Consider the following 24,687-nt stretch of genomic DNA (forward strand, 5'->3'; position numbering starts at 1 on the left):
ACTTTAGTATATGCACTCCTGCGCAAAAAGTCAAGAGGGCCGCCACAGATTTTGTTTCGCATCTGCGCCTGTTTCAGCTTATCACGCCCACAGATCCTCGGGGTACAGGCCCTCCTGGGTTTTCTGGGCGATGGCGGCCACCACGGTGGGCTTATCCTCGCGGTAGGTCACGCCGTACCACTTATCGGTGCTCTTGAGCACGGTGACTGCTGCCTTGCCCTCATCGATGAGCTCGCTGGCCACAGTGGGCAGGAAATACTCGCATTTGAGGGGGTTCTTGGGCAGATTCTCACGCAGCCAGCCTGCAAAGCGGTGGTCGGCCTCGTCCAGGAAGCTCTTGCCAAAGCCCCACAGGTTCATGCTGACAGGTGCTTCCACCGGCAGGTCATCCGTGCCCTCACCGGTGAGGGAGGTGCAGCGGATACCGCCCTCACAGGTCTCGATGCCGGTGCGCTCGGTCACGCTGTGCAGGGTGCCGTCCGGGTTCACCACGCAGACACCGCGGGAGACGGTGCCGTTTTCGGAGACGGTATTTTTGAGCAGGTAGCTCACCATGCAGTAATCGTAGACAGTGCCGTCCTGATGGGTGGACAGATACTCATAGATGACCTTGAAGGCCTCGGGGCCGTAGTAATCGTCCGCGTTGATGACAGCGAAGGGCCCATCAATGAGGTCTTTTGCGGCCAGCACGGCGTGGCAGGTGCCCCAGGGCTTAACACGGCCTTCGGGGATGGTGAAGCCTGCGGGCAGCTCATCCAGCTGCTGGAAAGCGTATTTCACGTTCATGCCCTGAGAGACGCGGTCGCCGATGGCGGCTTTGAAGGCCTCCTCGATCTCGTGCTTGATGACAAAGATCACGGTCTCAAAGCCTGCGCGGTGGGCATCGTACAGGGAGTACTCCACAATGGGCTGACCCTTGGGGCCCACCGGGTCGATCTGCTTCATGCCGCCGTAACGGCTGCCCATGCCGGCAGCCATGACCACCAATACCGGTTTGTTCATTTTTCTTTCCTCCTGCGTCAGTGCGCTGTTCTTTGAGTCTATTATACTCCAAATTTTCCCGGGCAACAAGGGACAGCTTTTCCTTGAATTTTTGCATGGATTCTCACCCGCTGCCGTGATAGAATAGAGACAATGGAGTTTCCGCAGAAAAGGAGAATGCTTATGTCAACCAAAACTGTCTGGATCACCGGCGCGTCCTCCGGCATCGGGCGGGAGTTTGCCCGCCGCTATGCCCGGCTGGGTTTCCGGCTCATTCTGACCGCCCGCCGCCGCGACCGGCTGGAGACCCTTGCCGCCGAGCTCCGGGCGAAACACGGCACCCTCTGCCGCATCGTTCCCGCCGACCTTGAGCAGGATGCGCAGGTCACCGCCCTGTGCGAAGCACTGGCAGACGAGCGCATCGACCTGTTCCTCAACAACGCGGGCTTTGGTGCCTGCGGTGCCTTTTCCGAGACGGACGCGGGCAAGGAGCTTTCCATGCTGCGGGTGAACGTGCTGGCCATGCACCGGCTGTTCAAGTTCACCCTGCGCAAGATGGAAGCCCAGGGCTTTGGCACCATCCTGAACGTGGCATCCTCGGCGGGCCTGCTGCCGGGCGGGCCCTATATGGCGGGCTACTATGCCTCCAAAGCATACGTTGTCAGCCTGACCCGCGGCGTGGCTGAGGAGCTGCGGGAGCAGCACAGCCCGGTCTATGTCTGTGCCCTCTGCCCCGGCCCCGTGGACACCGAGTTCAACGACCGCGCCGACGTTGTGTTCGCCCTCAAGGGCATCACCCCGGAGCTCTGCGTGGAGGAAGCCATGCGCGGGATGCTCCGCTGCAAGACCATCATTGTGCCCAGCACCCTGATGCGCCTTGCCACCACGGCCCAGAAGCTCGTTCCCACGCCCCTGCTCATGCCCATCCTGGCCCACCAGCAGAAGAAAAAGCTGGGCTGATGGCCGCTTGACAGCGCACCGCCGCTCATGTATTTTAGAGGTATCCGAAAAAGCAGGAGGAAGTCTAATATGGCATGGTTATACCATTTCAATCAGATCGTCACCCACGGCATGGAGGGGTTTCTGGAGACGGCGGTGCCGCTGATCTCCGGGCTGGCTGAGATCATCGGCCTGTTCATTATCGTCACCAGCCTTGTCAAGGCCACCTACCACTATGTGCGGGTCACCTTTTTCCATGGCCAGCACGATTTCCTCCATGAGATGTCCAGCGGCCTGACCACGGCGCTGGAGTTCCTGATGTCGGCGGAGATCGCCAAGACCTTCCTGTTGCAGAATCTGGAATCGGTGGTGCCGCTGGCGGCCACCTTTGCCCTGCGGGCCATGATGAGCCTGATGCTCCACTGGGAGATGGAGGGCGGGCACCGCTCCGGCCGCAAAAAGGAAGAAACGCCCGCCGGTGAGGCCGAGAAAAAAGAATGACTTGTAAAGCTTTTCTCTTTTTTCTCGGTTCTGTGTTGTGTAAAACGTAAAAATCGCGTCCCGGCTCTTGACAGTTTTGCACAAAGGGGCTATACTCGTGCCATCGAAAGCAAAGGCGCTGACGGAAGTGATTCCGCCAGCGCCTTTTGTGTTTTCGCTGGATATTGCTCGGGAGGAATAGAGGGCCTCCTGAACAAGGCTCCCGCGCACATTCGGTGCGGGGAGCACATTACAAACCGGGGAGGTATTATAATGTTCAGTTCCATAAACACCTGTTGGGTGCTGGTTGCTGCATTCCTGGTCTACTTTATGCAGGCCGGTTTTGCGCTGTGTGAGGCGGGCTTTACCCGCGCCAAAAACACCGGCAACATCCTGATGAAAAACATGATGGACTTCTGCATCGGCACACCGTGCTACTGGGTCATCGGCTTCGGCCTGATGTTCGGCGGCACAAGCGCATTGATCGGCGGGTTCGATCCATTCATTCAGGGTGATTACAGCCACCTGGGGCTTGATATCCCGCTGTGGGTGTACATCGTGTTCCAGACTGTGTTCTGTGCCACGGCAGCCACCATCGTGTCCGGCTCCATGGCCGAGCGCACCAACTTCAAGGCTTACTGCGTTTATTCCGCTGCCATTTCGCTGGTGGTCTACCCCATCTGCGGCCACTGGATGTGGGGCGGCGGCTGGCTGCAGAGCATGGGCTTCCATGATTTTGCCGGTTCCGCAGCCGTTCACAATGTGGGCGGCGTGATCGCCCTGCTGGGTGCCGCAATGCTCGGCCCCCGCATCGGCAAATACGATAAGGACGGCAACCCCCACGCCATTCCCGGCCACAACCTGACCGCCGGTGCGCTGGGCGTGTTCATCCTGTGGTTCTGCTGGTTCGGCTTCAACGGCGGCTCTTCCCTGAGCCTTGCCACCGATGAGGCCATGACCCTGACGGGTCTTGTCTGCTTCAACACCAACCTGGCCGCTGCCGTTGCCACCTGCGTGACCATGATCTTCACCTGGCTGCGCTACGGCAAGCCCGATGTCTCCATGACCCTGAACGGCTCTCTGGCCGGTCTGGTCGCCATCACCGCAGGCTGCGACGCGGTCTCTCCCTTCGGTGCCTTCATCATCGGCTTCGTGGCCGGTATCCTTGTGGTCCTGAGCGTTGAATTCTTTGATAAGATCGCAAAGATCGATGACCCCGTGGGTGCTGTCTCCGTTCACTTTGCAAACGGCGTGTGGGGCACCATTGCCGTGGGCCTGTTCTCCAACGGCGGCGACGGCGTGGGCAAGGGCCTGTTCTACGGCGGCGGCTTTGCACAGCTGGGCACCCAGCTGCTGGGCCTTATCACCGTTGATGTGTACGTTGTGGTCGTGATGTTCATCATCTTCAAGATCATCGACAAAACCATCGGCCTGCGTGTCCCCGCTGAGGTGGAGATCGACGGCCTGGATATCCACGAGCACGGCCTAACTTCCGCTTACGCCGGTTTCTCCATCTCCGATGCCAACGCCGCTGCCATGGTGCCCAACGAGAACACCGATCTGGGCGAGGATGATGTCTCCAAGGCAAGCGCCGTGCAGATGAACGCTGCCGTGCCTGTGGTCAAGGAGCCTGCCGTCATCCACGATGGCATCTACGACACCGGTATGCACAAGGTGTCCATCATTGCAAAGCTCTCCAAGTTCGATCAGCTCAAGACCGCGCTGAACGATCTGGGTGTGACCGGCATGACCGTGACCCAGGTGATGGGCTGCGGCATCCAGAAGGGCACCACCGAGAAATACCGCGGCGTGCCTGTGGACAGCACCCTGCTGCCCAAGATCAAGGTCGAGGTCATCGTTTCCAAGATCAGCGTGGACGCTGTGGTGGATGCCGCCAAGAAGGCCCTGTACACCGGCCACATCGGCGATGGCAAGATCTTTGTCTACAACGTGACCCGCGTGGTCAAGATCCGCACCGGCGAAGAGGACTTTGCCGCCCTGCAGGATGTGGAGTAACGCTCCGCACAATTTCAACCGCTGTCCCGCTTTGAAAGCGTGACGATATTTGTTCTCCTTGTTCTCCTTTTCCTTTTTCTGAAATCCATTTGGCAGAACCCCTGCTTCCTCCGCACAAGGAAGCAGGGGTTTGTCGTTGTCACCACGATGTGAGCCCCCCTGCAATGGTTCCGGGTTGACATCCCCGTGCGGGCGTGTTATTTTGGAGTGTAAAATTTTCAGTTTTTTTGTATCAGGAGTTTCTATGAGCAACTTGAATGATTTTAACCGCGAGGCCAAAGCCGCCCTGTGGGTGGTCCTGCAATGGCTGCTGCTGGCCGTGCCCACGGGTCTGGTCTGCGGCGCAGTCGGCACAGCGTTCCACCTGAGCGTGGAGTACGTCACCGAGCTGCGGGCCGCGCAGAGCTGGCTGCTGCTCTGCCTGCCGCTGGCGGGCCTTGCCATCGTGGCACTCTACAAGGTCACAAAGTGCGAAGGCGTGGGCACCAACAATGTCATCCGCGCCGTGCAGAGCGGCGAGCCGGTCAGCCCGCTGCTGGTGCCCGCCATCTTTCTGGGCACGGTGCTCACCCACCTGTGCGGCGGTTCTGCCGGCCGCGAGGGTGCCGCTTTGCAGATGGGCGGCAGCATCGGCTGGAACGTGGGCAAACTGCTCCATCTGAGCGATTACGTCCGCCGCACCGCCACCATCAGCGGCATGGCAGCGTTCTTCTCCGCCCTGTTCGGCACCCCGCTGACCGCTGCCCTCTTCGCCATGATGGTGGAGGACGTGGGGCTGACGTTCACTTCGGCCTTTATGCCCGCGTTCACTTCGGCCCTCATTGCTTACGGCGTATCCCTGTTCTTCGGGATCGCCCCGACCAATTTTGTGCTCAATTCCATCCCGCACCTGACGCTGGAAACCGCGCTTCAGACCGCCCTGCTGGGCATTGCCTGCGCCGCCGTGACCCGGCTGTTCTGCTGGACGCTTCACACCCTGGAACACGGGATCCCCAAACGGATCCCGAATCCCTGGCTCCGGGCTTTTGCGGGCGGTGCAGCCGTGGTAGCGTTCTCGTATCTGTTCGGTGTCGGGCGGTACAACGGGGCCGGAATGGCCGTCATTGCCGATGCCGTGGAGCAGGGAGCCGCGCTGCCCTGGGATTTTCTGTGCAAGATCTTCCTGACCGCCCTGACCCTGGCAGTAGGCTTCAAGGGCGGCGAGGTGGTCCCAAGTTTCTACATCGGGGCGACCTTTGGCTGCATCGCCGGGCCATGGCTGGGCCTGCCCGCCGGGTTTGCCGGTGCCATCGGTCTGGTCTGCGTGTTCTGCGGAGCCACAAACGCCCTGATCCCCTCCATCCTGCTGGGATTCGAGCTGTTTGGCGGGCAGGGGCTGGAGCTTATTGCGCTGGGCTGCGGCGTGTGCTACATGCTCTCGGGCCACCACGGCCTCTACAGCAGCCAGACCTTTGTCACCAACAAGCTGCGGCCAGAGTACGCCTCCCACAAGTGGCGGGGCAAGCTGAAGAAAAAAGAAGAATGATTTTTCGCAGATTTTCGCCGCGGAGAGCTTGATTTTTTGCCGCCATCGTGCTACAATCAGCGTAGTTTCATCCTGACCAAAGCGATGATGCGGACATACCGAAGCTCGTTCCCCATGACGCAGAGAGGGCTGCCCCGGATACCGGGTGCTGCAAGCAGCCTGCCGTGCATCGGGCTTCTACCACCGCAGAGCGCAGAGGAGAACCTCTGCCGGGTGCGCCCGTTACAGCACAGCGAGTGGCGTGTTCTCAAGGGCACGCAATTCGGGTGGAACCGTGGAACGCGTGAAATTTTCAGGCGCTTCATCCCGTAAATTTGAGCGGGATGGAGCGCTTTTTTGTTTTAACTTTCATCAAAAGGAGAACCACTATGAAGATCATCTACAAAGACGGCCATGTGGACGAGTGCCCGCAGGACCAGGAACTGCATGTTATCCGCCACACCGCTGCTCACATCATGGCGCAGGCCATCAAGCGCCTGTACCCCGAGGCTGACTTTGCCTTTGGCCCTGCCACCGAGAACGGCTTCTACTACGATGTCGATCTGGGCGACACCAAGCTCACCGATGACGATCTGGCCAACATCGAAAAAGAGATGCGCAAGATCTGCAAGGAAAATCTGGCCATCAAGCCCTTCATCCTGCCCCGTGACGAGGCTGTGAAGCTGATGGAGGAGCGCCAGGAGCACTACAAGATCGAGCACATGGCTGACCTGGCCGACGAGACCGAGTTCAGCTTCTTCCAGCAGGGCGAGTACGTTGACATGTGCATCGGACCCCACCTGACCTACACCAAGGCGCTGAAGGCCTTCAAGATCACCCAGCAGTCCGGCGCATACTGGAAGAACGACAAGGAAAACAAGATGCTGACCCGTATCAACGGTGTGGCATTCCACAACCAGGAAGAACTGGAAGCCTGGGAGAAGGAGCAGCAGGAGGCCCGTGAGCGCGATCACCGCAAGATCGGCAAGGAGATGGGCCTATTTATGACCGACGACCTGGTGGGCCGCGGCCTGCCCATGTTCCTGCCCGCAGGCTACACCGTCTGGCAGGAGCTGGAGAACTATATCAAGGAGAAGGAGCGTGCACGCGGCTACCTGCACGTGATGACCCCCTGCATCGGTACCGTGAACCTGTACAAGACCTCCGGCCACTGGGATCACTACCGCGAGAACATGTTCCCTGCCATGGAGATGGAGGGCGAGAGCTACGTCCTGCGCCCGATGAACTGCCCCCACCACATGATGATCTACGCAAATCGTCCCCACTCTTACCGTGACCTGCCCATGCGCATCGGTGAGATCGCACACGATTTCCGCTACGAGTCCTCCGGCACCCTGAAGGGCATTGAGCGCGGCCGCCACTTCTGCCAGAACGATGCCCACCTGTTCTGCACTCCGGAGCAGATCAAGAGCGAGGTCGCCGATGTCTGCAACCTGATCTTCGAGACCTACAAGGACTTCAAGATCACCGATTACCGCTGCGTTCTGTCCCTGCGTGACCCCGCCGACAAGAAGAAGTACCACGACGACGATGCCATGTGGAACCACGCCGAAAACGCTCTGCGCGAGGTGCTGACCGAGCTGGGCATCCACTTCACCGAGGAGATCGGCGAGGCCGCCTTCTACGGCCCCAAGCTGGACGTGAACGTCAAGCCCGCCGTGGGTGCTGAGTACACCCTGTCCACCTGCCAGCTGGACTTCTGCCTGCCCGCAAAGTTCCACCTGACCTATGTGGACAAGGACGGCTCCGAAAAGACCCCCGTTGTCCTGCACCGTGCGATCCTGGGCTCCCTGGACCGCTTCATGGCCTACCTGATCGAGGAGACCAAGGGCAAGTTCCCCACCTGGCTGGCACCTGTTCAGGTCAAGGTCCTGCCCGTTTCCGAAAAGACCCTCGAGTATGCGGAGAGCATCACCGAGAAGCTGGTGGAGGCCGGTGTCCGTGTGGCTCTGGACGACGACAACCAGAAGATCGGCTACAAGATCCGTGCCGCACAGCAGGTGGACCGTGTGCCCTACATGCTGGTTCTGGGTGCCAAGGAAGCCGAGGCCGGCAACCTTTCTGTCCGTGACCGCAAGGGTGAGACCACCACGATGGAAGTGGATGAATTCATCGCAAAGGTCACCGAGGAGATCAAGACCCGCAGCTACAATGCGTAAGTTCTGAACAAAACCTATAAAGGGAGACCGTTTCCAACCGGAGGCGGTCTCTTTTTATTTTGTATCTGTTAATTTTTCGTGCGCTGTATTGCATTTTTCGTGCAAAACGCTATAATAATAGTAAAGGAGATGATTTGTATGGCAACGACCAATATCAGCATTCGGATGGACTCCGACTTGAAATCTCAGGCTGATGCCTTGTTTTCGGAACTCGGCATGAACCTTTCGACGGCGTTCAATATCTTCGTCCGGCAGTCCCTACGGGATGGCGGCATCCCTTTTGAAATCAAAATGGATCAACCCAACAAGGAGACCATGGCCGCTATGCTGGAGGCAGAAAGGATCGCAAAGGACCCGAATGTAAAGCACTATTCTGATGTAGAAGAGGCTCTTCGGGAGTTGAAGCGATGAACCTCGATATCGTCTGGACGAACCAATTCAAGAAGGACTACAAACTTGCTCAAAAACGGCATCTCGACGTTGATCTTCTGGATAATATCATCCGCACCTTATCACGTGGGGAACCGCTCCCAGAGAAAAACAGAGACCATGCTTTGACCGGCGATTGGATCGGCCATCGCGAATGCCACATCCAGCCAGACTGGCTGCTCATCTACCGCATCGAAGACAATGTGCTCGTTTTGACTTTGGCCCGCACCGGCAGCCACAGCGATTTATTCAACAAATAATGCGAAACAAACAGCGCCGCGTTCCCGAAAATGGGAAGGCGGCGCTTGTTTTATGCTTATTTTGTTTTACGAGCAGTTACTTCAGCAGGTTATTATCCGCAAAGTAGTCAATACGCATGGCCTTGCGGACATTGGCCAGGGTGGCGGCAGCGGTCTTTTCGGCCACAGCACTGCCCTCCTTCAGGATCTCCACGACCTCAGGCAGGCGCTGCTCCCACTCCTTGCGGCGGTTGCGGATAGGCTCCAGCTCGGCCTGCATGACGGCGTTGAGGAACTTCTTGATCTTCACGTCGCCCAGACCGCCGCGCTGATAGTGGGCCTTGAGCTCATCGAGGTTCTGGTACTCCGGCAGGAACTCGGCGAAGTGCTCGGGACGGCTGAAAGCGTCCAGATAGATGAACACGGGGTTGCCCTCCACCTTGCCGGGGTCCTGCACCCGCAGGTGGTTGGGGTCGGTGTACATGGACATGATCTTCTTCTTGATGTCCTCGGGCTCATCCGACAGGTAGATGCAGTTGCCCAGGCTCTTGCTCATCTTGGCCTTGCCGTCAATGCCCGGCAGGCGCAGGCAGGCGGCATTCTGGGGCAGCATGATCTCAGGCATGGTCAGGGTCTCGCCGTAGACGGCGTTGAACTTGTGCACGATCTCGCGGCACTGCTCCAACATGGGCATCTGATCCTCACCGGCCGGCACAGTGGTGGCACCGAACGCCGTGATATCCGCTGCCTGGCTGATGGGGTAGGTGAAGAAGCCCACCGGGATGCTGGTCTCGAAGTTCCGCATCTGGATCTCGCTCTTCACGGTGGGGTTGCGCTGCAGGCGGCTCACTGTGACCAGATTCATATAATAGAAGCTCAGCTCTGTCAGCTGAGGCACCATGGACTGGATGAAGATGTGGACCTTGTTGGGGTCCAGACCGCAGGCCAGATAGTCCAGTGCCACCTGCAGGATGTTCTGGCGGACCTTCTCCGGGTTATCGGCGTTGTCCGTCAGGGCCTGCGCGTCAGCGATCATAATATAGATCTCGTCGAACTTGCCGGTGTTCTGCAGGCGCACGCGCTCCTTCAAAGAGCCAACGTAGTGGCCAACATGCAGGCGGCCCGTGGGACGGTCGCCGGTCAGAATGATCTGTTTCATGGTAATGATTCTCCTTCTCCGTCAGGCGGCTCACCCTCTCAGTCATTGCTGCGCAATGCCAGCTCCCCCAAAGGGGGAGCCCTTGGCAGGGCCTTTCCCTCGTCCGGAGCTCTCCCTTTGGGAGAGCTGGCGCGCACGCGCCTGAGAGGGTGAGGCTGCTGGCCGCAAGGCTGCCGCTGACGCGGTATGCTTTTCTTATAAGTAGTATATCCCCCGCCGCATTCGCTGTCAACAAAAAGAAAAAAGCGATGGAACATTTCCATCGCTTTACTGGCGCCTCTTGCCTGACTCGAACAGGCGACACCCTGATTAACAGTCAGGTGCTCTAACCGACTGAGCTAAAGAGGCATCTATATAAAACGGCATACAGCCGTTTTACTACTATAAAATGGTGACCCGTACCGGAATCGAACCGATGTTAAAGGCGTGAGAGGCCTCTGTCTTAACCGCTTGACCAACGGGCCATACGTCCATTTTCGCATCGGGGTTTCGCTCCCGACTTGATTATTCTAGCATAGCAGTCGTACTTTGTCAACAGGAAATTTCAAGTTTTTCAAAAATTCTTTCGTCCTGTCCCAGGCAGATCAAAATGCTGCTCTTCCTGCATGGCACCACCACCCTTCTGTAAGTTATAATGGGTTGGGGACAATAAAGGATTTGATTGATTGAAAAAAACGTTTTACTCTTTCCTCTTCTTGTGATTTTCTCGTTCTTATGCTACACTAAAAATATCATTGGTAGAAGCTTGAGCTATACCACATTCTTTCTCGCATACTCTATTTCTCTGTTGTAAGGAGATCCTTTTTATGAACCCTATGATCAAATATCGTGGTGGAAAATCAAAAGAACTTCCACAATTTGAAAAATATATTCCCACAGATTACGATACCTATTTTGAGCCTTTCATTGGTGGCGGAGCAGTTTTCTTCCATCTGCAACCCCAAAAAGCTGTAATCAGTGACATCAATCACCGCCTTATCAATTTCTATTCAGAGATGCAGACAAACTACACTGATGCACGCATTCAGCTTGATCACTTGCAGATTCTTTATGAAACAAATCAGAAACAGTACAATTCTCTGAAAAAAGAAAATCCCACAGACCGTGTTGAAAATAAAAACGAAGCGCTATATTATACAATTCGTAATATGTTTAATCGAAAAATCCCTTCTGAATACCTTGATTCAGTTATTTACTACTTTATCAATAAAACCGCCTATTCTGGGATGATTCGTTACAATGCTAATGGTGAGTATAATGTTCCTTTCGGCCGCTATCAGAATTTTAATACACATCTAATCACTCCAGAACACAGCGCTTTACTGCAACAGGCGACCATTTTCTCCTGCGACTACTCAAAAACTTTTGCGATGGCTTCTGAACACGATTTTATGTTCCTCGACCCTCCATACGACTGTGTTTTTAGTGATTATGGTAATATTGTTTCAACTGGCGACTTTGATGAAAGTGAACACCGTCGTCTTGCTTCTGATTTTAAAAATCTTTCCTGTAAAGCTTTGATGATTATCGGAAAAACGCCGCTAACGGAAGAACTTTATTCCAGCTATATCAAGGATGAATATTTCAAATCTTATGCGGTGAACATCCGAAACCGTTTCAAATCGGAATCCAAGCACATTATCGTAACAAATTATTGATAGCAGGTGAACACATGGCTAGATTACAAGGACGTACTCTTTTCTTTATCACCTCCCCTCGAACCCCATTAAAAATGCTTCCTGAAATCAAACTCCTTCTGCAAAAGTTTACCGGACAACCATGGAATCCTGTTACTCAGACATCTTTTATGGAGTGCCTTGCTGCTGATTCAACTTTTGAGGGATTAGGTTCACTTAAAGACCCTGCATTTAGTGCAAGAGACCGTATCAACCGTGGACCAAAAGCATTGGGATTTATTGACTTGAAGCCAGTTATCGCCCCGACAGCTGCTGGAAAAGCATTTTTAGAGGAACGCTTCTCAGAAGAGGCACTCTTACGTCAATTATTGAAATTCCAGTTGCCCTCACCATATCATATTGAGACCGACCAACTTCGCAATGTCTTTTTTGTAAAACCTTATCTAGAAATCTTTCGCCTCGTATACACACTGGGGCATGTTACTTTTGATGAGCTTATGATTTTCGGAATGCAGCTCACCCGCTATGATAAGTTCGATGATGTCGTTTCCCAAATTAAAACATTTCGTAAGGCCCGCGACACCGATACACGTAATTATAAGGTTTTTGCTGGAGAATATCACCGGCAGGAAATTCTGAAAATATATGTGCAAGAGATTGCACAGGGCAAAACGCAAACACGAGAATCCACAGATGGTTCCCTTGCGAAATTTGTAAGAACAAAAGCCAGCAATATGCGTGATTATGCGGATGCTTGTTTCCGTTATCTCCGTGCAACTGGGCTGATTGCTATTTCTCAACGCGGGAGATCTCTTTCCATTGTTCCCGAAAAGAAAGAGGAAGTCGAATACTTTCTTACTCATCTTGATCGAAATCCCGTTTTTATACAAGATGAAGCTTCCTATAAAGCTTATCTTTTTGATGCCTCCGTTCCTGTGCTCTACACAGATAACCGTGTCAATTTGGAACATGAGGCCTTAAAATTTGGCATCTCTTCTACTCATCTCTCCACACCTGCTCTAAAAGATCAACTGCAAACTGCTATCCAACAACGAAAAGATGATCTTATTCGCAATCAGGTAAAACAGCTTAAAAACTATAAGCAGTATGCAGATGTAATCCAGACGTTCCAAGAAATTCAGCAAAATAATTTCTACGACACACCTTTGATGCTTGAGTGGAATACATGGCGCGCCATGACAATGCTTGATGGTGGCAATATCCATGCCAACCTGAAATTCGATGATAATGGTCAGCCTATGTCTACAGCATCCGGCAACATGGCTGACATTATCTGTGACTATGACAATTTTTCTCTGACCGTAGAGGTCACGATGCAATCTGGTCAGCGTCAGTATGAAATGGAGGGTGAACCCGTTTCGCGTCATCTTGCTAAGGTCAAAAAAGATCAGAACAAACCTGCCTACTGTTTTTTCATTGCACCTAGAATCAATGAAGGCTGTATCGCACATTTTTATACGCTTCATCTGACTAACATTTCTTTCTATGGTGGAACCTCTATTATCATCCCGTTAGAACTATCTGTTTTTGAGAAGATGGTAGAACAATCCGGCAAAGCTGTCCAAACACCTACCCCAGAAAAAATCCAACAGTTTTGTGAATACTCCATGACTACCGCTAAAGCTTCCTGTAGTGAATTGGAATGGTATTCCTCCCTCAAGGAAAGAGCACTTCACTGGTTGTGCGCTTAAATTTCATCTTGCATCCAGAATCGACAAAATATTATCAAAGTTGTGTTTTGGGTCTCTTTTCTTTATTTTGTTCGCCGCGGTTCCCCTTTCTTCTTATGAAATCACTTCAAACAGCTAAGATTCTGAATAAAATTTGTTACATTTATAAGAACCTTTTGTCCCCTCTGGTTGATTTTGGAATGTTTTTATGTATAATGATAAACAGGAGAATACGCATCTGTATTTCTTCATCGCCCGCGCTGCCCATTGGCTAAGGGCATGTGCGTCGCGCGATCAGAATTGATCTGAACGAAAGAAGAGGTATAAGTATCATGTCAAAGGTAGATCTGAGCAAGTACGGCATTACCGGCACGACCGAGGTCGTGTATAACCCCTCTTACGAGCAGCTGTTCGAGGAAGAGACCAAGCCCGGCCTGGAAGGCTACGAAGTGGGTAAGGTCAGCGAGCTGGGCGCTGTGAACGTTATGACCGGCATCTACACCGGCCGTTCCCCCAAGGACAAGTTCATCGTGATGGACGAGAATTCCAAGAACACCGTTTGGTGGACCAGCGACGAGTACAAGAACGACAACCACCCCGCTTCTGAGGAAGCCTGGGCTGCCGTGAAGGAGATTGCAAAGAAGGAGCTGTCCAACAAGCGCCTGTACGTTGTGGATGCTTTCTGCGGCGCAAACAAGGACACCCGCATGGCTGTCCGTTTCATCATGGAAGTGGCCTGGCAGGCACACTTCGTCACCAACATGTTCATCAAGCCCACCGCTGAGGAGCTGGAGAACTTTGAGCCTGATTTCGTTGTTTACAACGCTTCCAAGGCCAAGGTCGAGAACTACAAGGAGCTGGGCCTGAACTCCGAGACTGCTGTTATGTTCAACATCACCAGCAAGGAGCAGGTCATCGTCAACACCTGGTACGGCGGCGAGATGAAGAAGGGCATGTTCTCCATGATGAACTACTTCCTGCCGCTGAAGGGCATTGCTTCCATGCACTGCTCCGCCAACACCGACCTGAACGGCGAGAACACCGCCATCTTCTTCGGTCTGTCCGGCACCGGCAAGACCACCCTGTCCACCGATCCCAAGCGTCTGCTGATCGGCGATGACGAGCACGGCTGGGATGACAACGGCGTGTTCAACTTCGAGGGCGGCTGCTACGCAAAGGTCATCAACCTGGATAAGGACTCCGAGCCTGATATCTACAACGCCATCAAGCGCAACGCTCTGCTGGAGAACGTCACTCTGGATGCCGAGGGCCACATCGACTTCGCTGACAAGTCTGTCACCGAGAACACCCGTGTGTCCTACCCCATCAACCACATCCAGAACATCGTCCGCCCCATCTCTTCTGCACCTGCTGCAAAGAATGTCATCTTCCTGTCTGCTGACGCATTCGGCGTTCTGCCTCCCGTCTCTATCCTGAGCCCCGAGCAGACCCAGTACTACTTCCTGTCCGGCTTCACCGCCAAGCTGGCTGGCACCGAGCGCGGCATCACCGAGCCCACCCCCACCTTCTCCGCTTGCTTCGGCCAGGCTTTCCTGGAGCTGCACCCCACCAAGTACGCTGAGGAGCTGGTCAAGAAGATGCAGATGAGCGGCGCTAAGGCTTACCTGGTCAACACCGGCTGGAACGGCACCGGCAAGCGCATCTCCATCAAGGACACCCGTGGTATCATCGATGCTATCCTGAACGGCGATATCAACAACGTGCCCACCAAGAAGATCCCCTACTTCGACTTCGAGGTTCCCACCGTCCTGAACGGTGTTGACACCGGCATCCTGGATCCCCGCGATACCTACGCCGACGCTTCCCAGTGGGAGGAGAAGGCCAAGGATCTGGCTGGCCGCTTCATCAAGAACTTCAAGAAGTACGAGGGCAACGAGCACGGCAAGGCTCTGGTTTCTGCCGGCCCCCAGCTGTAAGCTCTGATCCCAGCATTTTTCTTCTGAACTCCATATAAAATATCCCCCACCGCTTGTCCATTGACCGAACAGGCGGTGGGGGATTTGTGTTTTGGAGCAGGTAAACAAAGCGTCGATTGCCTTTTGGTGCGTGGTATGCTATCCTTTTTCCAAAGGATGTGAGCACAATGGATGCGAAAACGTTCGGGGCATTTCTCGCCCGGATGCGCAAGTCACAAGGATTAACACAGGCAGAGCTGGCCCAGCAGCTGCATGTAACAGATAAGGCTGTCAGCCGATGGGAACGCGGGGTCGGCCTGCCGGACATCAACACGCTGGAACCACTGGCCGACGCGCTGGGGCTGACCCTTGCCGACCTGATGCACTGCCGCGACCCGCAGGAGGCAGATATTGCACCGGAAGTCCCGCTGGAAGATTTCTTTACCCTGCTGCGCCGTCAACAATCCATTGACTGGCGCTCGGTACGGGCAGTTTTGTTTTGGCTCAGTGCCGCACTGGCCATCTGGGGCATCCTCGCCTGCCCGGGCCGGATGGCCGTCCACTGGCGTACCCTGAGCAATGGGAACCTGCAGGCAGACGGCTGGCTTCCCTCCTGGGTGTTTTTTCCATTGTTCGTCGGGATAGAATTTCTCTCGCTGGAGCTCTGGAACAACTTTGAGCAGACCGGCTACTACCGACACTGGGGTGAGATAGGTGCCTCCGTCACCCGCTCCATGAACTTCTGCTCCCCTACTGTCCGGCTCTGGAAGTTTGTGCTCGACCTGCTGTTCTTCTTCGGGTTCGGCTTCGTGGTCCCCTGCGCTGAGATGATGGCGATTCTGATCAACTGAAAAAAAGAAAGCCCTCCTGTCGCACTCAGGCGAAAGGAGGGCTTTCTATCATCTTATCAGAAGGTTTCCGTTCTTATATTCCTCTGATTTTAAGATCCTTTACTTTTCGTTCTTTGCACGGCGTTCTTTCAGATCGCTTTCCATCTGCGCCAGGGTCTTTTTATCCAGATTGAACACCACGCCGTACGCAATGATCATCACGATATAGCTTCCCAGATACATGACCGGCACCAGATAGCGCATCCGGGTTGCCACTTCGATCGTCTGTGCAGCCTTCAGAGATGCATCATAGCCCAGTTTGGTTGCCAGAACAAGGCCCAGAGAAGGTCCGATGCCCTGTGCAAGCTTACGGAAGAAGGAGTGCAGTGCATAGGTAGTGCCTTCTTCTCGCACACCAAATTTCCACTCGTTATAATCGATCGCATCTGCCATCAGAGACCAGCTCAGGCAGCTTCCGATGCCGCCGCCCAGCATTGCAATGACCTGACACAGGACATAAAGACTGAGGCCCCGGCCGTCCGGTGTGATGGGCAGAACCAGCATCAGGACGTACGCCAGCGCACAGACGACTGAACCAAAGGTCACGGCTTCTTTCTTGCCAAAGCGCTTGACGATACGGCTCACAAAAGGACTGAAGATGAAAACGCCAAAGTAGGAGATCATACCCACAATGCCGGAGATCTTTGCATTCTTGAAATAAGCCTGGAACAGGATCTGACCTGCAGTAGAGGCACCATACATACCAATAAACGTTGCGATAGGTGCCAGCGTTGCGCCCACAGCCGGGCGATTATGGATAAAGTTGTTGAACGCCTTCATGATGTTGAACTTTGGTGCATCCTCTTTCAGAGTGATCGTGGTGTCCACACGCACCTTTGTGTTCGTGACCATAAAGCGGAAGCAGACCAGACCGATCAAACCCATGATCAGAGCAATGACAAACATCTGCTCACCGCGCAGGTTGTTCTGGTTATCATAAATGATCACCGGGATCAGCATACCGGTCAGAAGCGCACCGCCCATAGAACCAATGGAGCGGAAGGTAGACAGCTGTGCACGCTGGATCGGGTCATCCGAGATCAGAGACAGCATCGAGCCATACGGCACATTTGCAACGGTGTAGAAAGCATCCCAGATCATATAGCCTGCCACAAACAGAATGTTCTTGACCATACCGGGAGCCTGCGGGAACGGCAGATAGCAAAGTGCACCGGCCACGGTCAGTCCGATCGCACCGAACCAGATATAGGCAAGGAACTTGTTCCGGCGGTATTTGCGCGTATCCGCATCTACCATTGCTCCGATAATCGGATCGTTGATTGCGTCCCAGATCTGCACGATCAGCAGAAGGGATGCCATCAGGTAGTTGTCGATCCCCATAAACTGCGTCCAATAAATCGTCAGGTAACCTTTGAGCGCAAAACTCATATTGCAGCCAAAGTCACCCGCTGCGTATGCAAGTTTATCACGCAATCCAAACCCTGCAGACGCATCCACTGTTGATTTTCCCATGAAAATACTCCTTCCTCAAATTTCCGGACAATTTTGGCACACCGCCCGCAAGCTGTATGCTCATTTATAAATCCATGATACGGCATCTCCTTCCAAAATGTTAGTACATTTTTACGAAATTGCTCAAAAATTTTACGATTTGAAAGTATTTCTTGTTGTATTCTTTAATCTATGCAGCATTTTTGTAATTCTGTACAAACAATCTTTTTCTTTTTTGTATACAAAATATTTTTTCTTAGCCGAATCTTTTCTTTGTTGAGAACGGCGTTGTGCGCCGAGCATAAAGCAAGGGCCCTTGCACGAGGATCTGTGCAAGGGCCCTTGCTATTGTTTCTTATTTCGCCGCCTCAAACTCGGCTTCGATCTCCACCGAAGGAGCCGGAGTAACAAGGCTGACCACCACGCAGACAAGCAGGGAGGTCAGGAAGGCAGGCAGTAGCTCATAGATGCCGAACACGCCGCCCAGAGGGCTGACGAGGTACTTCCAGACAAAGACCATCAGGCCGCCGGCGAGCATTCCGGCCAGCGCGCCCTGCCAGTTGCAGCGCTTCCAGAAGAGCGCACAGAGCATGACCGCACCGAATGCGCCGCCGAAACCGGCCCATGCAAAGCTGACGATGCCGAACACGCTGGAATCGGGGTCACGGGCCAGCACCACGCCCACCACGCTGACGCAGATGATGGTCAGGCGGGCGGCAAACAGGCTCTGGCGCTCGGTCAGCTTCATGTGGCCGAACTCCTGCAGGATATTCTGGGAGACGCTGGACGCGGCAGCAAGCATCTGGCTGTCGGCGGTGGACATGGTGGCGGCAAGGATGCCCGCCAGGATCAGGCCCGCCAGCACGGCTGCCAGAATGCCGTGCTGTGCAATGAGGTTTGCAATGCGGACGATGACCGTCTCGCTGGAGGAGCCGCTCAGGTACTCCAGCGCACCTGCCTTGGTCATGCCAAGGCCCACCATGCCGATGATGATGGAGGCGGTCATGGCAATGACGACCCACACGCTGGCAATGCGGCGGCTGAGCACCAGCTTCTTTTCATCCTCAATGGCCATGAAGCGGAGCAGGATGTGGGGCATTCCGAAGTAGCCCAGGCCCCACGCCATGGTGGAGACGATGTCCAGCAGGCTGTACGAGGTGGCCGTGCCCTCGGCAGCGTTGTGGCTGGCCATCATGGTCAGGTAGCCGGGCAGGCTCTGGGCGTTGGCCACAACGGCATCCCAGCCGCCTGCCGCGCCAATGCCGTACACCAGCACAGCCACAAGGGCCAGGCTCATCACGATGGACTGGATGAGGTCGGTGGTGGTAACAGCGCGGAAGCCGCCCGTGATGGTATAGCCCACGATGACGCAGGCCGAGACCACCATGGCCGCCATGTAATCCACGCCGAAGAGGCTGTGGAACAGCTTGCCGCAGGCGGCAAAGCCCGAAGCCGTGTAGGGCACAAAGAACACGATGATGATCACCGCGCCCAGTGCGTTGAGCAGATTGCGCTGGTCGTGGAAGCGCAGGGACAGGAACTGCGGCACGGTGATGGCTTCCAGATTGGCCGAATACCGCCGCAGCCGCCGGGCCACGATGAGCCAGTTCAGCCAGGTGCCCAGCGCCAGGCCGATGGCGGTCCAGCCGGGCGAGGCGATGCCGGTGAGGTAGGCAAGACCCGGCATTCCCATCAGCAGCCAGCTGGACATATCGCTGGCTTCGGCGCTCATGGCCGTGACCAGCGGGCCCATTTTGCGGCCGCCGAGGTAGAAATCGGTGCTGTCGTTGTTGGACTTGCTGTATGCAAACCCAACCAACAGCATTGCCACCAGATAGATGATGATGGTGGCGATGATGCAGATGTTGGTCATATACTTTTTCCCCCTTGTCTTTCCAAATGAAAGTACATTTCGATTTTACCACAGTAAAGCATCAAAGTGCAAGTCTTTTGGCAAAACTTTGTCCTGATTCGCCAAAAGTCCACGAGTGGCGGACAAAAAGGGTTCAAATTGACCGGAAACATCCGTCCCCGGGATTTTTCTTGCAAAATCCCGGAGATCTGTTATACTACCAATCCAGGGGGTTAGTGTACATGAAAGAATCCAAAACCATACAAGCTGTACCGGGCTCCGGTGTGTTATGTGCTGCTGGTGCAGCTGGTGTTCGCATAACAGAAACGGGAGGTGCCGGTGGGGCATCTCCCGTTTGTTTCAATGATAGAATGTATCAAAATTGATCTGCCGGTAGAACCGCTGCTGGAGCTGGTCAAAGTTCTCGCAGTTCTGGGCCAGCAGCCACATGACCTTGGTGACAACGGCCTCAATGGTCATATCGTGGGCCTCCAGGAAGCGGAAACGGTTCTTAACCCGCTTGCCCACCTCGTAAATGCCCACATCGCTGCCCTCATAAGTGACTTGCGTGGTCAGGATCAGGATCTTGTGGGTCTTGTCGTAATCGCCCAGCTCCTCGGCAAAGGCATCCATGAGCCGCTGGGGAATGCCGCCTACGCCAAAGCTTTCCACAATGACGCAGTCATATTGTTGAAAGATGGCCGGGATAAGTTCCGGCCCAAGGCCGGGGGTCAGCTTGAGCAGGAACACTTTGGGGTTCAGCGCCCGGCCAAACTCCACAGGGCCGGTGGGCCAGGGCGAAGCCACATACCGTACCAGCCGGTCGCCCTGCACCAGCGCCAGCGCCGGGAAGTTGACCGATGCAAAGGCATCGTAGCTGATGGTCTTGTTCTTCTTGGCGCGGGTGCCCGCAATGACGTGCCCGCCAAACACCACCATCACACCCCGGCTGCCCGGATCAAGGGCACAGATCACGCTGTCCCGCAGGTTCTTCTTGGCATCGGTGATCTCGTTGGAAATGGGCTGCTGGGCACCCGTGAGGATGATGGGCTTGTCCGCATTCTGAATAAGGTAGGACAGCGCCGCCGCCGAGTAGGCCAGCGTATCGGTGCCGTGGCAGATGATAAAGCCATCGTAAAGCGCATAGTTTTCCTGCACGGCCTTGGCCATCATCAGCCAGTGCTCCGGGCCAAGGTCGGTGCTGTCGATGCTGCACAGGTTGAGCGTTTCCGGGCAGCAGAGCTGCTGCAATTCCGGCAGATGGGCCAGCAGCTCCTCGCTGGTCAGAACAGGCTTGAGCCCCTGTGCGGTGCGCACGCTGGCAATGGTGCCGCCGGTGGTGATAAAAAGCAGTCGCTGCTTGGACATAGGTTTTTCCCCTCCATGGTGTCGATTTTTGCGATGTTTTCAGTATAGCACAGTTCATCGGAGATGAAAAGTGCGGGGAGTTGAGGTATAATAGTTATCATAAGATCAAACAGTCCTCAACCTCTCAGTCTCGCATCCGCTCGACAGCTCCCCTAGTAGGGGAGCCCTTGGCATTGCGTAAAGCCTTGCCTCTTTGCCAAGGCCTCTCCTACTAGGAGAGGTGGCATTGCGAAGCAATGACGGAGAGGTTGGACAAAAGCAAACCTACCATAAGGAGAAACTGCCATGCCAAACATTGTGATCATCGGTTCCGGCCCCGCAGGTGTCTCGGCGGCATTGTATGCCGCACGCGCCGGGGTGCAGACCACCGTTCTGACCAAGGGCCCCGGCGCACTGGACCGGGCCGAGCTCATCCAGAACTACTACGGCTTTGCCGAACCCATCACCGGTGCCGAGCTGGAACGCCGGGGCATCGAGGGTGCCAAGACCGTGGGGGTGGAGTTCGTCACCACTGAGGCCGTGGGCCTGACCTACACCGACAAGCTGACCGTGGAGACGCTGGCCGGGGATTTCCCTGCCGATGCCGTCATTCTGGCCACAGGGGCTTCCCGGGCAGCGCCCCGCATTCCGGGCCTTGCCGGGCTGGAGGGCCACGGCGTGAGCTACTGCGCCACCTGCGATGCCTTTTTCTACCGCGGCAGGGATGTGGCCGTGCTGGGCAGTGGAGAGTACGCCTTGCATGAGGTACAGGCCCTGCTGCCCGTGGCCCACAGCGTCACCCTGCTCACGGGCGGGGCCCCGCTGACGGCACAGTTCCCGCCGGAGGTGGCCGTGCGGACGGAAGCTGTGGAAGCCATCCTCGGTGAGGAGCGGGTCACCGGCGTGCAGCTGAAAGACGGCGGGACACTGGAAGTCTCCGGCGTGTTCGTGGCGCTGGGCGTGGCGGGCAGCACCGCCCTGGCCCGCAAGCTGGGGGCCGAGGTGAACGGCAGCCGGATCGTGGTGGATGACCACATGCAGACCTCCCTGCCCGGCCTGTATGCCGCCGGAGACTGCACCGGCGGGCTGCTGCAGGTTGCCAAGGCCGTGTACGAGGGTGCCGTGGCAGGCACCGAAGCCGCCAAAGCCCTGCGGAAATGACCCAGACAGAAAAAGGACGCTGTGCCGCAGGGCACAGCGTCCTTTTATTGCTTTGCTCAGCTCTTGCAGCCGGATTCCTCTTCGATGCCGGTGAAATCGCTGGCTTCCGCGATCTTGGTGGTATCGAACTTGCCGTTCTCATCCTTGGGGGCAACGGCAGGGCCTGCCTCCACAGGATTCACGGTCGTTTCCTCTGCCGCAGGCTTTTCCTCGGCAGTCTCCTCTGCCCGGGCAGCTTCCACCACCGGGGCTGCGGGCGCAGTCTCGGGCTCGGCAGGAGCCTTTTCAAAGGCAGGGGGCCATGCGTCACCGGGAGCGGTCTCCTTGGCCTCGCCCTCGGCGTAGGCTTCGGCAGTCTTTTCGGCCTCAGCAGGGTCCTTTTCAGCTTCCTCGGGGAACTCCACGTTTTCGACGTGGAGCGGGTCCTTGTCGTTCAGAACTTTGTCCAGCACGACGATGGCGGCACCGGCAACAGCCACAGCGGCAGCGGCACCCAGAACACGGAACAGAGTTTTCATGGTGAAGTCCTCCCTGTATAAGATAGGATTAAGAGAATGTTACGACATCGTTCTGCGGTTTTTCGGCGGGCTCCACCGAGATGGCGGTCAACACCGGGCCCTTGCCGCGGTAGATGTTGTGGAACTTGTAATTGACCTTGGCGGTCACAGTGACCCAGGCGCGCTGCTCCAGTGCCTTGTAGCCATCATAGCTGCAGGGGAAGCCCACGAACTGGATATCCTGCACGCAGCAGGTCATTGCAAAACGGCCGGGCACAAAGCTGTTTTTGCCCGCGCGGTTGGTCTGGCAGACCTGCGCCAGGAACCGGACGGTCTTGCCCGCATACTTCTGGGGCTCGTCCTGGCAGTCCATATACCAGATACCGAAATCGTCCTCACCGATCTCAACGATCGGGGCGTTCAGATCGAAGGGCAGCGGGTCAGGGATGTCATCATATGCCACGCTGCCATCGGCGAACTCATAGGCGATATCGCACTTGCGGGAAGCCTGACGCACCAGCTTGTGCAGCTCCTGACGGGCGGCATCGTTGTTCACGGCCTCGGCGCGGTTGAACACGATCAGCTCACTGCGGGCGATCTTGTCCAGCAGCAGAGAGCGCATGGAGTTGTCGCGGGCGTAGGTCAGAGCCGTGGTGCCGTCGGCCGTGGCGATGCACTGGTAGACGATCCAGTTCTCGGGCAGGTTGTTGGCCAGATCCTGCAGCAGCCACATGCCGTTGTACTCAATGACCACACGGCCTGCGCCGGATTCTTTTTCGAGCCTGGCCAGATTCTGGGGGTTCAGCTCCGCCTTATCCTCGAGGACCTTCAGGGTCACGCCAGGGAAGGCGAACTTCTTCTCGTTATATTCTTCTTCGCCCTCCTCGCAGACCAGCAGCAGGGTCTTGTCGCCGGAGTCGAAATTGGGGTCTTCAAAGGTCTCCTGAATGAACTTGGTCTTGCCGCTTTCGAGGAAGCCCACAAACAGGTAAACCGGGATCTCGTTTGCCATAATCGGTTTTTCTCCTTACACAACTTGCAGCTCAGCAGCCAAACAGTGCGGCAATGGCCTTTTCGTCCAGCTTGGAGCCGATGACGACCAGCTTGCCGCCCACATCGGCACCGCGCTGACGCACTTCCCACTCGCCGGGAACATAATCGAACTCCAGCCAGCCGTCGGCACCGCCGTCCACGATGCCCTTGGAGCGCAGGATCATGCCGTACTTGCCGCCGTCCAGCTCGGTCAGTGCATGCTCGATGTCTGCCTTGCTGAACTTCTTGGCCGTCTCGACACCCCAGCTGGTGAACACCTCATCGGCATCGTGATCGTGGTGATGGTGGTGGTGATGGCCGCAGCAGCAGTGGCCGTCCTCATCGTGGTGATGATGCTCATGCTCATCATGGTCATCGTCATCCTCATGGTCGTGGTCGTGATGGTGGTGGCAGCAGTGCTCCTCGTGGTCATCATCCTCGTGGTCGTGGTGATGCTCGTCCTCATCATCGTCGTCATCGTCATCGTGATCATGGTGGTGATGGCCGCAGCTGCACACACCGTTCTCATCGTAATGATGGTGATGATGCTCGTGCTCTTCTTCCTCGTCCTCCTCGGCGTGCTCCTCATTGGCCTTGGCAGCCATGGCGATCAGCTCTGCCTTGAAATCGTCCTTGGAGGACATGGCCTTCAGGATCTGCTCACCGGTCAGGGAATCCCATGCGGTGGTCACGATGGTAGCGGTGGGATTCTTCTCGCGCAGCATGGCGACCGCAGCGGCGATCTTCTCCTCGCTGGCGGTCTGGGTGCGGCTCAGGATGATGCAGCTTGCGTGGCTGATCTGATCATCATAGAACTCACCGAAGTTCTTCATATACATCTTGACCTTGTTGACATCGGCCACGGTGACAAAGCTGTTCAGCTTCACATCCAGATGCTCAGCCACACCCTCCACAGCGCGGGTAACATCGCTCAGCTTGCCCACACCGGAGGGCTCGATGACGATGCGGTCGGGGTGGTACTGCTCCACCACCTGCTGCAGAGCGGCACGGAAATCGCCCACCAGAGAGCAGCAGATGCAGCCTGCGTTCAGCTCGTTAATCTGGATGCCGGACTCCTTCAGGAAGCCGCCGTCGATGCCGATCTCACCAAACTCGTTCTCGATCAGGACCACCTTCTGGCCCGCAAAGGATTCCTTGATGAGCTTCTTGATCAGGGTCGTCTTGCCGGCACCAAGGAAGCCGGAGAAAATATCGATATTCGTCATAATGCTGTATGCCTCTTTCTTTTTCCAAAAGCCCGCAAGGGCCGTTCAGCAATCAGAGC

The 24,687-nt window shown here is 55.7% G+C and carries 20 protein-coding genes and 2 tRNA genes; 12 read left to right on the top strand and 10 right to left on the bottom strand.

What is annotated here, in order from left to right; genetic code table 11:
• Positions 1 to 81: 81 nt before the first annotated feature.
• The gene (locus tag J3351_RS05850; protein WP_207697307.1) at positions 82 to 1,002 is read right to left on the bottom strand and encodes a sugar phosphate nucleotidyltransferase; all 921 of its coding nucleotides are present in this window, start codon (positions 1,000 to 1,002) and stop codon (positions 82 to 84) included.
• 162 nt (positions 1,003 to 1,164) lie between these two features.
• Here J3351_RS05850 and J3351_RS05855 point away from each other — a divergent pair, with 162 nt between their 5' ends.
• From J3351_RS05855 to J3351_RS05885, 7 genes are all read left to right on the top strand, one after another.
• A complete protein-coding gene (locus J3351_RS05855; RefSeq protein ID WP_227622200.1) occupies positions 1,165 to 1,941 on the top strand; it encodes an SDR family oxidoreductase in 777 nt (258 codons plus the stop codon).
• 69 nt (positions 1,942 to 2,010) lie between these two features.
• Positions 2,011 to 2,421, top strand: coding sequence for a DUF1622 domain-containing protein (locus tag J3351_RS05860; protein ID WP_154277096.1), 411 nt, complete (start codon positions 2,011 to 2,013; stop codon positions 2,419 to 2,421).
• A 252-nt stretch (positions 2,422 to 2,673) separates the two neighbouring features.
• Entirely contained in the window at positions 2,674 to 4,416 is a 1,743-nt protein-coding gene (locus tag J3351_RS05865; protein WP_207697309.1) for an ammonium transporter, read from the top strand.
• Positions 4,417 to 4,660: 244 nt separating this feature from the next.
• Entirely contained in the window at positions 4,661 to 5,941 is a 1,281-nt protein-coding gene (locus J3351_RS05870; RefSeq protein ID WP_207697310.1) for a chloride channel protein, read from the top strand.
• A gap of 368 nt (positions 5,942 to 6,309) precedes the next feature.
• Positions 6,310 to 8,100 (top strand): threonine--tRNA ligase, encoded by a 1,791-nt coding sequence (gene thrS / locus J3351_RS05875; RefSeq protein WP_156066729.1) that lies wholly within the window; start codon positions 6,310 to 6,312, stop codon positions 8,098 to 8,100.
• A gap of 138 nt (positions 8,101 to 8,238) precedes the next feature.
• Positions 8,239 to 8,511, top strand: a complete 273-nt coding sequence (locus J3351_RS05880; protein ID WP_055191878.1) for a type II toxin-antitoxin system RelB/DinJ family antitoxin — start codon at positions 8,239 to 8,241, stop codon at positions 8,509 to 8,511.
• Positions 8,508 to 8,789 carry a type II toxin-antitoxin system YafQ family toxin gene (locus J3351_RS05885; protein ID WP_207697311.1) on the top strand — a complete coding sequence of 94 codons (282 nt, stop codon included), beginning with the start codon at positions 8,508 to 8,510 and terminating at the stop codon, positions 8,787 to 8,789. Before J3351_RS05880 ends, J3351_RS05885 begins: the two co-directional genes overlap by 4 nt.
• A gap of 76 nt (positions 8,790 to 8,865) precedes the next feature.
• Here J3351_RS05885 and trpS read toward each other — a convergent pair whose 3' ends face one another.
• The 3 genes from trpS to J3351_RS05900 all read right to left on the bottom strand — a co-directional run bounded on the left by trpS (position 8,866) and on the right by J3351_RS05900 (position 10,391).
• On the bottom strand, positions 8,866 to 9,927 hold the full coding sequence (gene trpS / locus J3351_RS05890; RefSeq protein ID WP_005934814.1) for a tryptophan--tRNA ligase: 1,062 nt from the start codon (positions 9,925 to 9,927) through the stop codon (positions 8,866 to 8,868).
• Between the two features lie 271 nt (positions 9,928 to 10,198).
• Positions 10,199 to 10,275, bottom strand: a tRNA-Asn gene (locus J3351_RS05895).
• 41 nt (positions 10,276 to 10,316) lie between these two features.
• Positions 10,317 to 10,391: transfer RNA gene (locus tag J3351_RS05900), tRNA-Glu, on the bottom strand.
• A gap of 342 nt (positions 10,392 to 10,733) precedes the next feature.
• Here J3351_RS05900 and J3351_RS05905 point away from each other — a divergent pair.
• From J3351_RS05905 to J3351_RS05920, 4 genes are all read left to right on the top strand, one after another.
• Positions 10,734 to 11,585 (top strand): Dam family site-specific DNA-(adenine-N6)-methyltransferase, encoded by an 852-nt coding sequence (locus tag J3351_RS05905; protein ID WP_207697312.1) that lies wholly within the window; start codon positions 10,734 to 10,736, stop codon positions 11,583 to 11,585.
• A gap of 14 nt (positions 11,586 to 11,599) precedes the next feature.
• Positions 11,600 to 13,276: an AlwI family type II restriction endonuclease gene (locus tag J3351_RS05910; RefSeq protein ID WP_207697313.1), complete on the top strand. Its 1,677-nt coding sequence runs from the start codon at positions 11,600 to 11,602 to the stop codon at positions 13,274 to 13,276.
• A 311-nt stretch (positions 13,277 to 13,587) separates the two neighbouring features.
• A complete protein-coding gene (pckA, locus tag J3351_RS05915; protein WP_207697314.1) occupies positions 13,588 to 15,192 on the top strand; it encodes a phosphoenolpyruvate carboxykinase (ATP) in 1,605 nt (534 codons plus the stop codon).
• A gap of 167 nt (positions 15,193 to 15,359) precedes the next feature.
• Positions 15,360 to 16,022 carry a helix-turn-helix domain-containing protein gene (locus tag J3351_RS05920; RefSeq protein WP_117535875.1) on the top strand — a complete coding sequence of 221 codons (663 nt, stop codon included), beginning with the start codon at positions 15,360 to 15,362 and terminating at the stop codon, positions 16,020 to 16,022.
• Positions 16,023 to 16,121: 99 nt separating this feature from the next.
• Here J3351_RS05920 and J3351_RS05925 read toward each other — a convergent pair whose 3' ends face one another.
• From J3351_RS05925 to J3351_RS05935, 3 genes are all read right to left on the bottom strand, one after another.
• Complete coding sequence (locus J3351_RS05925) at positions 16,122 to 17,534, bottom strand: MFS transporter (RefSeq protein ID WP_156066737.1); 1,413 nt, start codon at positions 17,532 to 17,534, stop codon at positions 16,122 to 16,124.
• Between the two features lie 334 nt (positions 17,535 to 17,868).
• Positions 17,869 to 19,386 carry a sodium/proline symporter gene (locus J3351_RS05930; protein ID WP_207697315.1) on the bottom strand — a complete coding sequence of 506 codons (1,518 nt, stop codon included), beginning with the start codon at positions 19,384 to 19,386 and terminating at the stop codon, positions 17,869 to 17,871.
• 339 nt (positions 19,387 to 19,725) lie between these two features.
• Entirely contained in the window at positions 19,726 to 20,733 is a 1,008-nt protein-coding gene (locus J3351_RS05935) for an asparaginase (protein ID WP_005934824.1), read from the bottom strand.
• Between the two features lie 285 nt (positions 20,734 to 21,018).
• On the opposite strand from J3351_RS05935, the gene J3351_RS05940 reads away from it, so the two are divergent.
• Entirely contained in the window at positions 21,019 to 21,873 is an 855-nt protein-coding gene (locus tag J3351_RS05940) for an NAD(P)/FAD-dependent oxidoreductase (RefSeq protein WP_207697316.1), read from the top strand.
• Positions 21,874 to 21,929: 56 nt separating this feature from the next.
• Here J3351_RS05940 and J3351_RS05945 read toward each other — a convergent pair whose 3' ends face one another.
• The 3 genes from J3351_RS05945 to J3351_RS05955 are packed head-to-tail and all read right to left on the bottom strand — an operon-like array spanning position 21,930 to position 24,628.
• Complete coding sequence (locus tag J3351_RS05945; RefSeq protein ID WP_207697317.1) at positions 21,930 to 22,391, bottom strand: hypothetical protein; 462 nt, start codon at positions 22,389 to 22,391, stop codon at positions 21,930 to 21,932.
• Positions 22,392 to 22,419: 28 nt separating this feature from the next.
• Positions 22,420 to 23,382, bottom strand: a complete 963-nt coding sequence (locus tag J3351_RS05950; protein ID WP_156182206.1) for a GTP-binding protein — start codon at positions 23,380 to 23,382, stop codon at positions 22,420 to 22,422.
• Positions 23,383 to 23,413: 31 nt separating this feature from the next.
• Positions 23,414 to 24,628 carry a GTP-binding protein gene (locus J3351_RS05955; RefSeq protein ID WP_207697318.1) on the bottom strand — a complete coding sequence of 405 codons (1,215 nt, stop codon included), beginning with the start codon at positions 24,626 to 24,628 and terminating at the stop codon, positions 23,414 to 23,416.
• Positions 24,629 to 24,687: the final 59 nt, after the last annotated feature.

Origin of the sequence: Faecalibacterium sp. Marseille-Q0746 (genome assembly GCF_017377595.1) — a bacterium.
GTDB lineage: Bacteria > Bacillota > Clostridia > Oscillospirales > Ruminococcaceae > Faecalibacterium > Faecalibacterium duncaniae.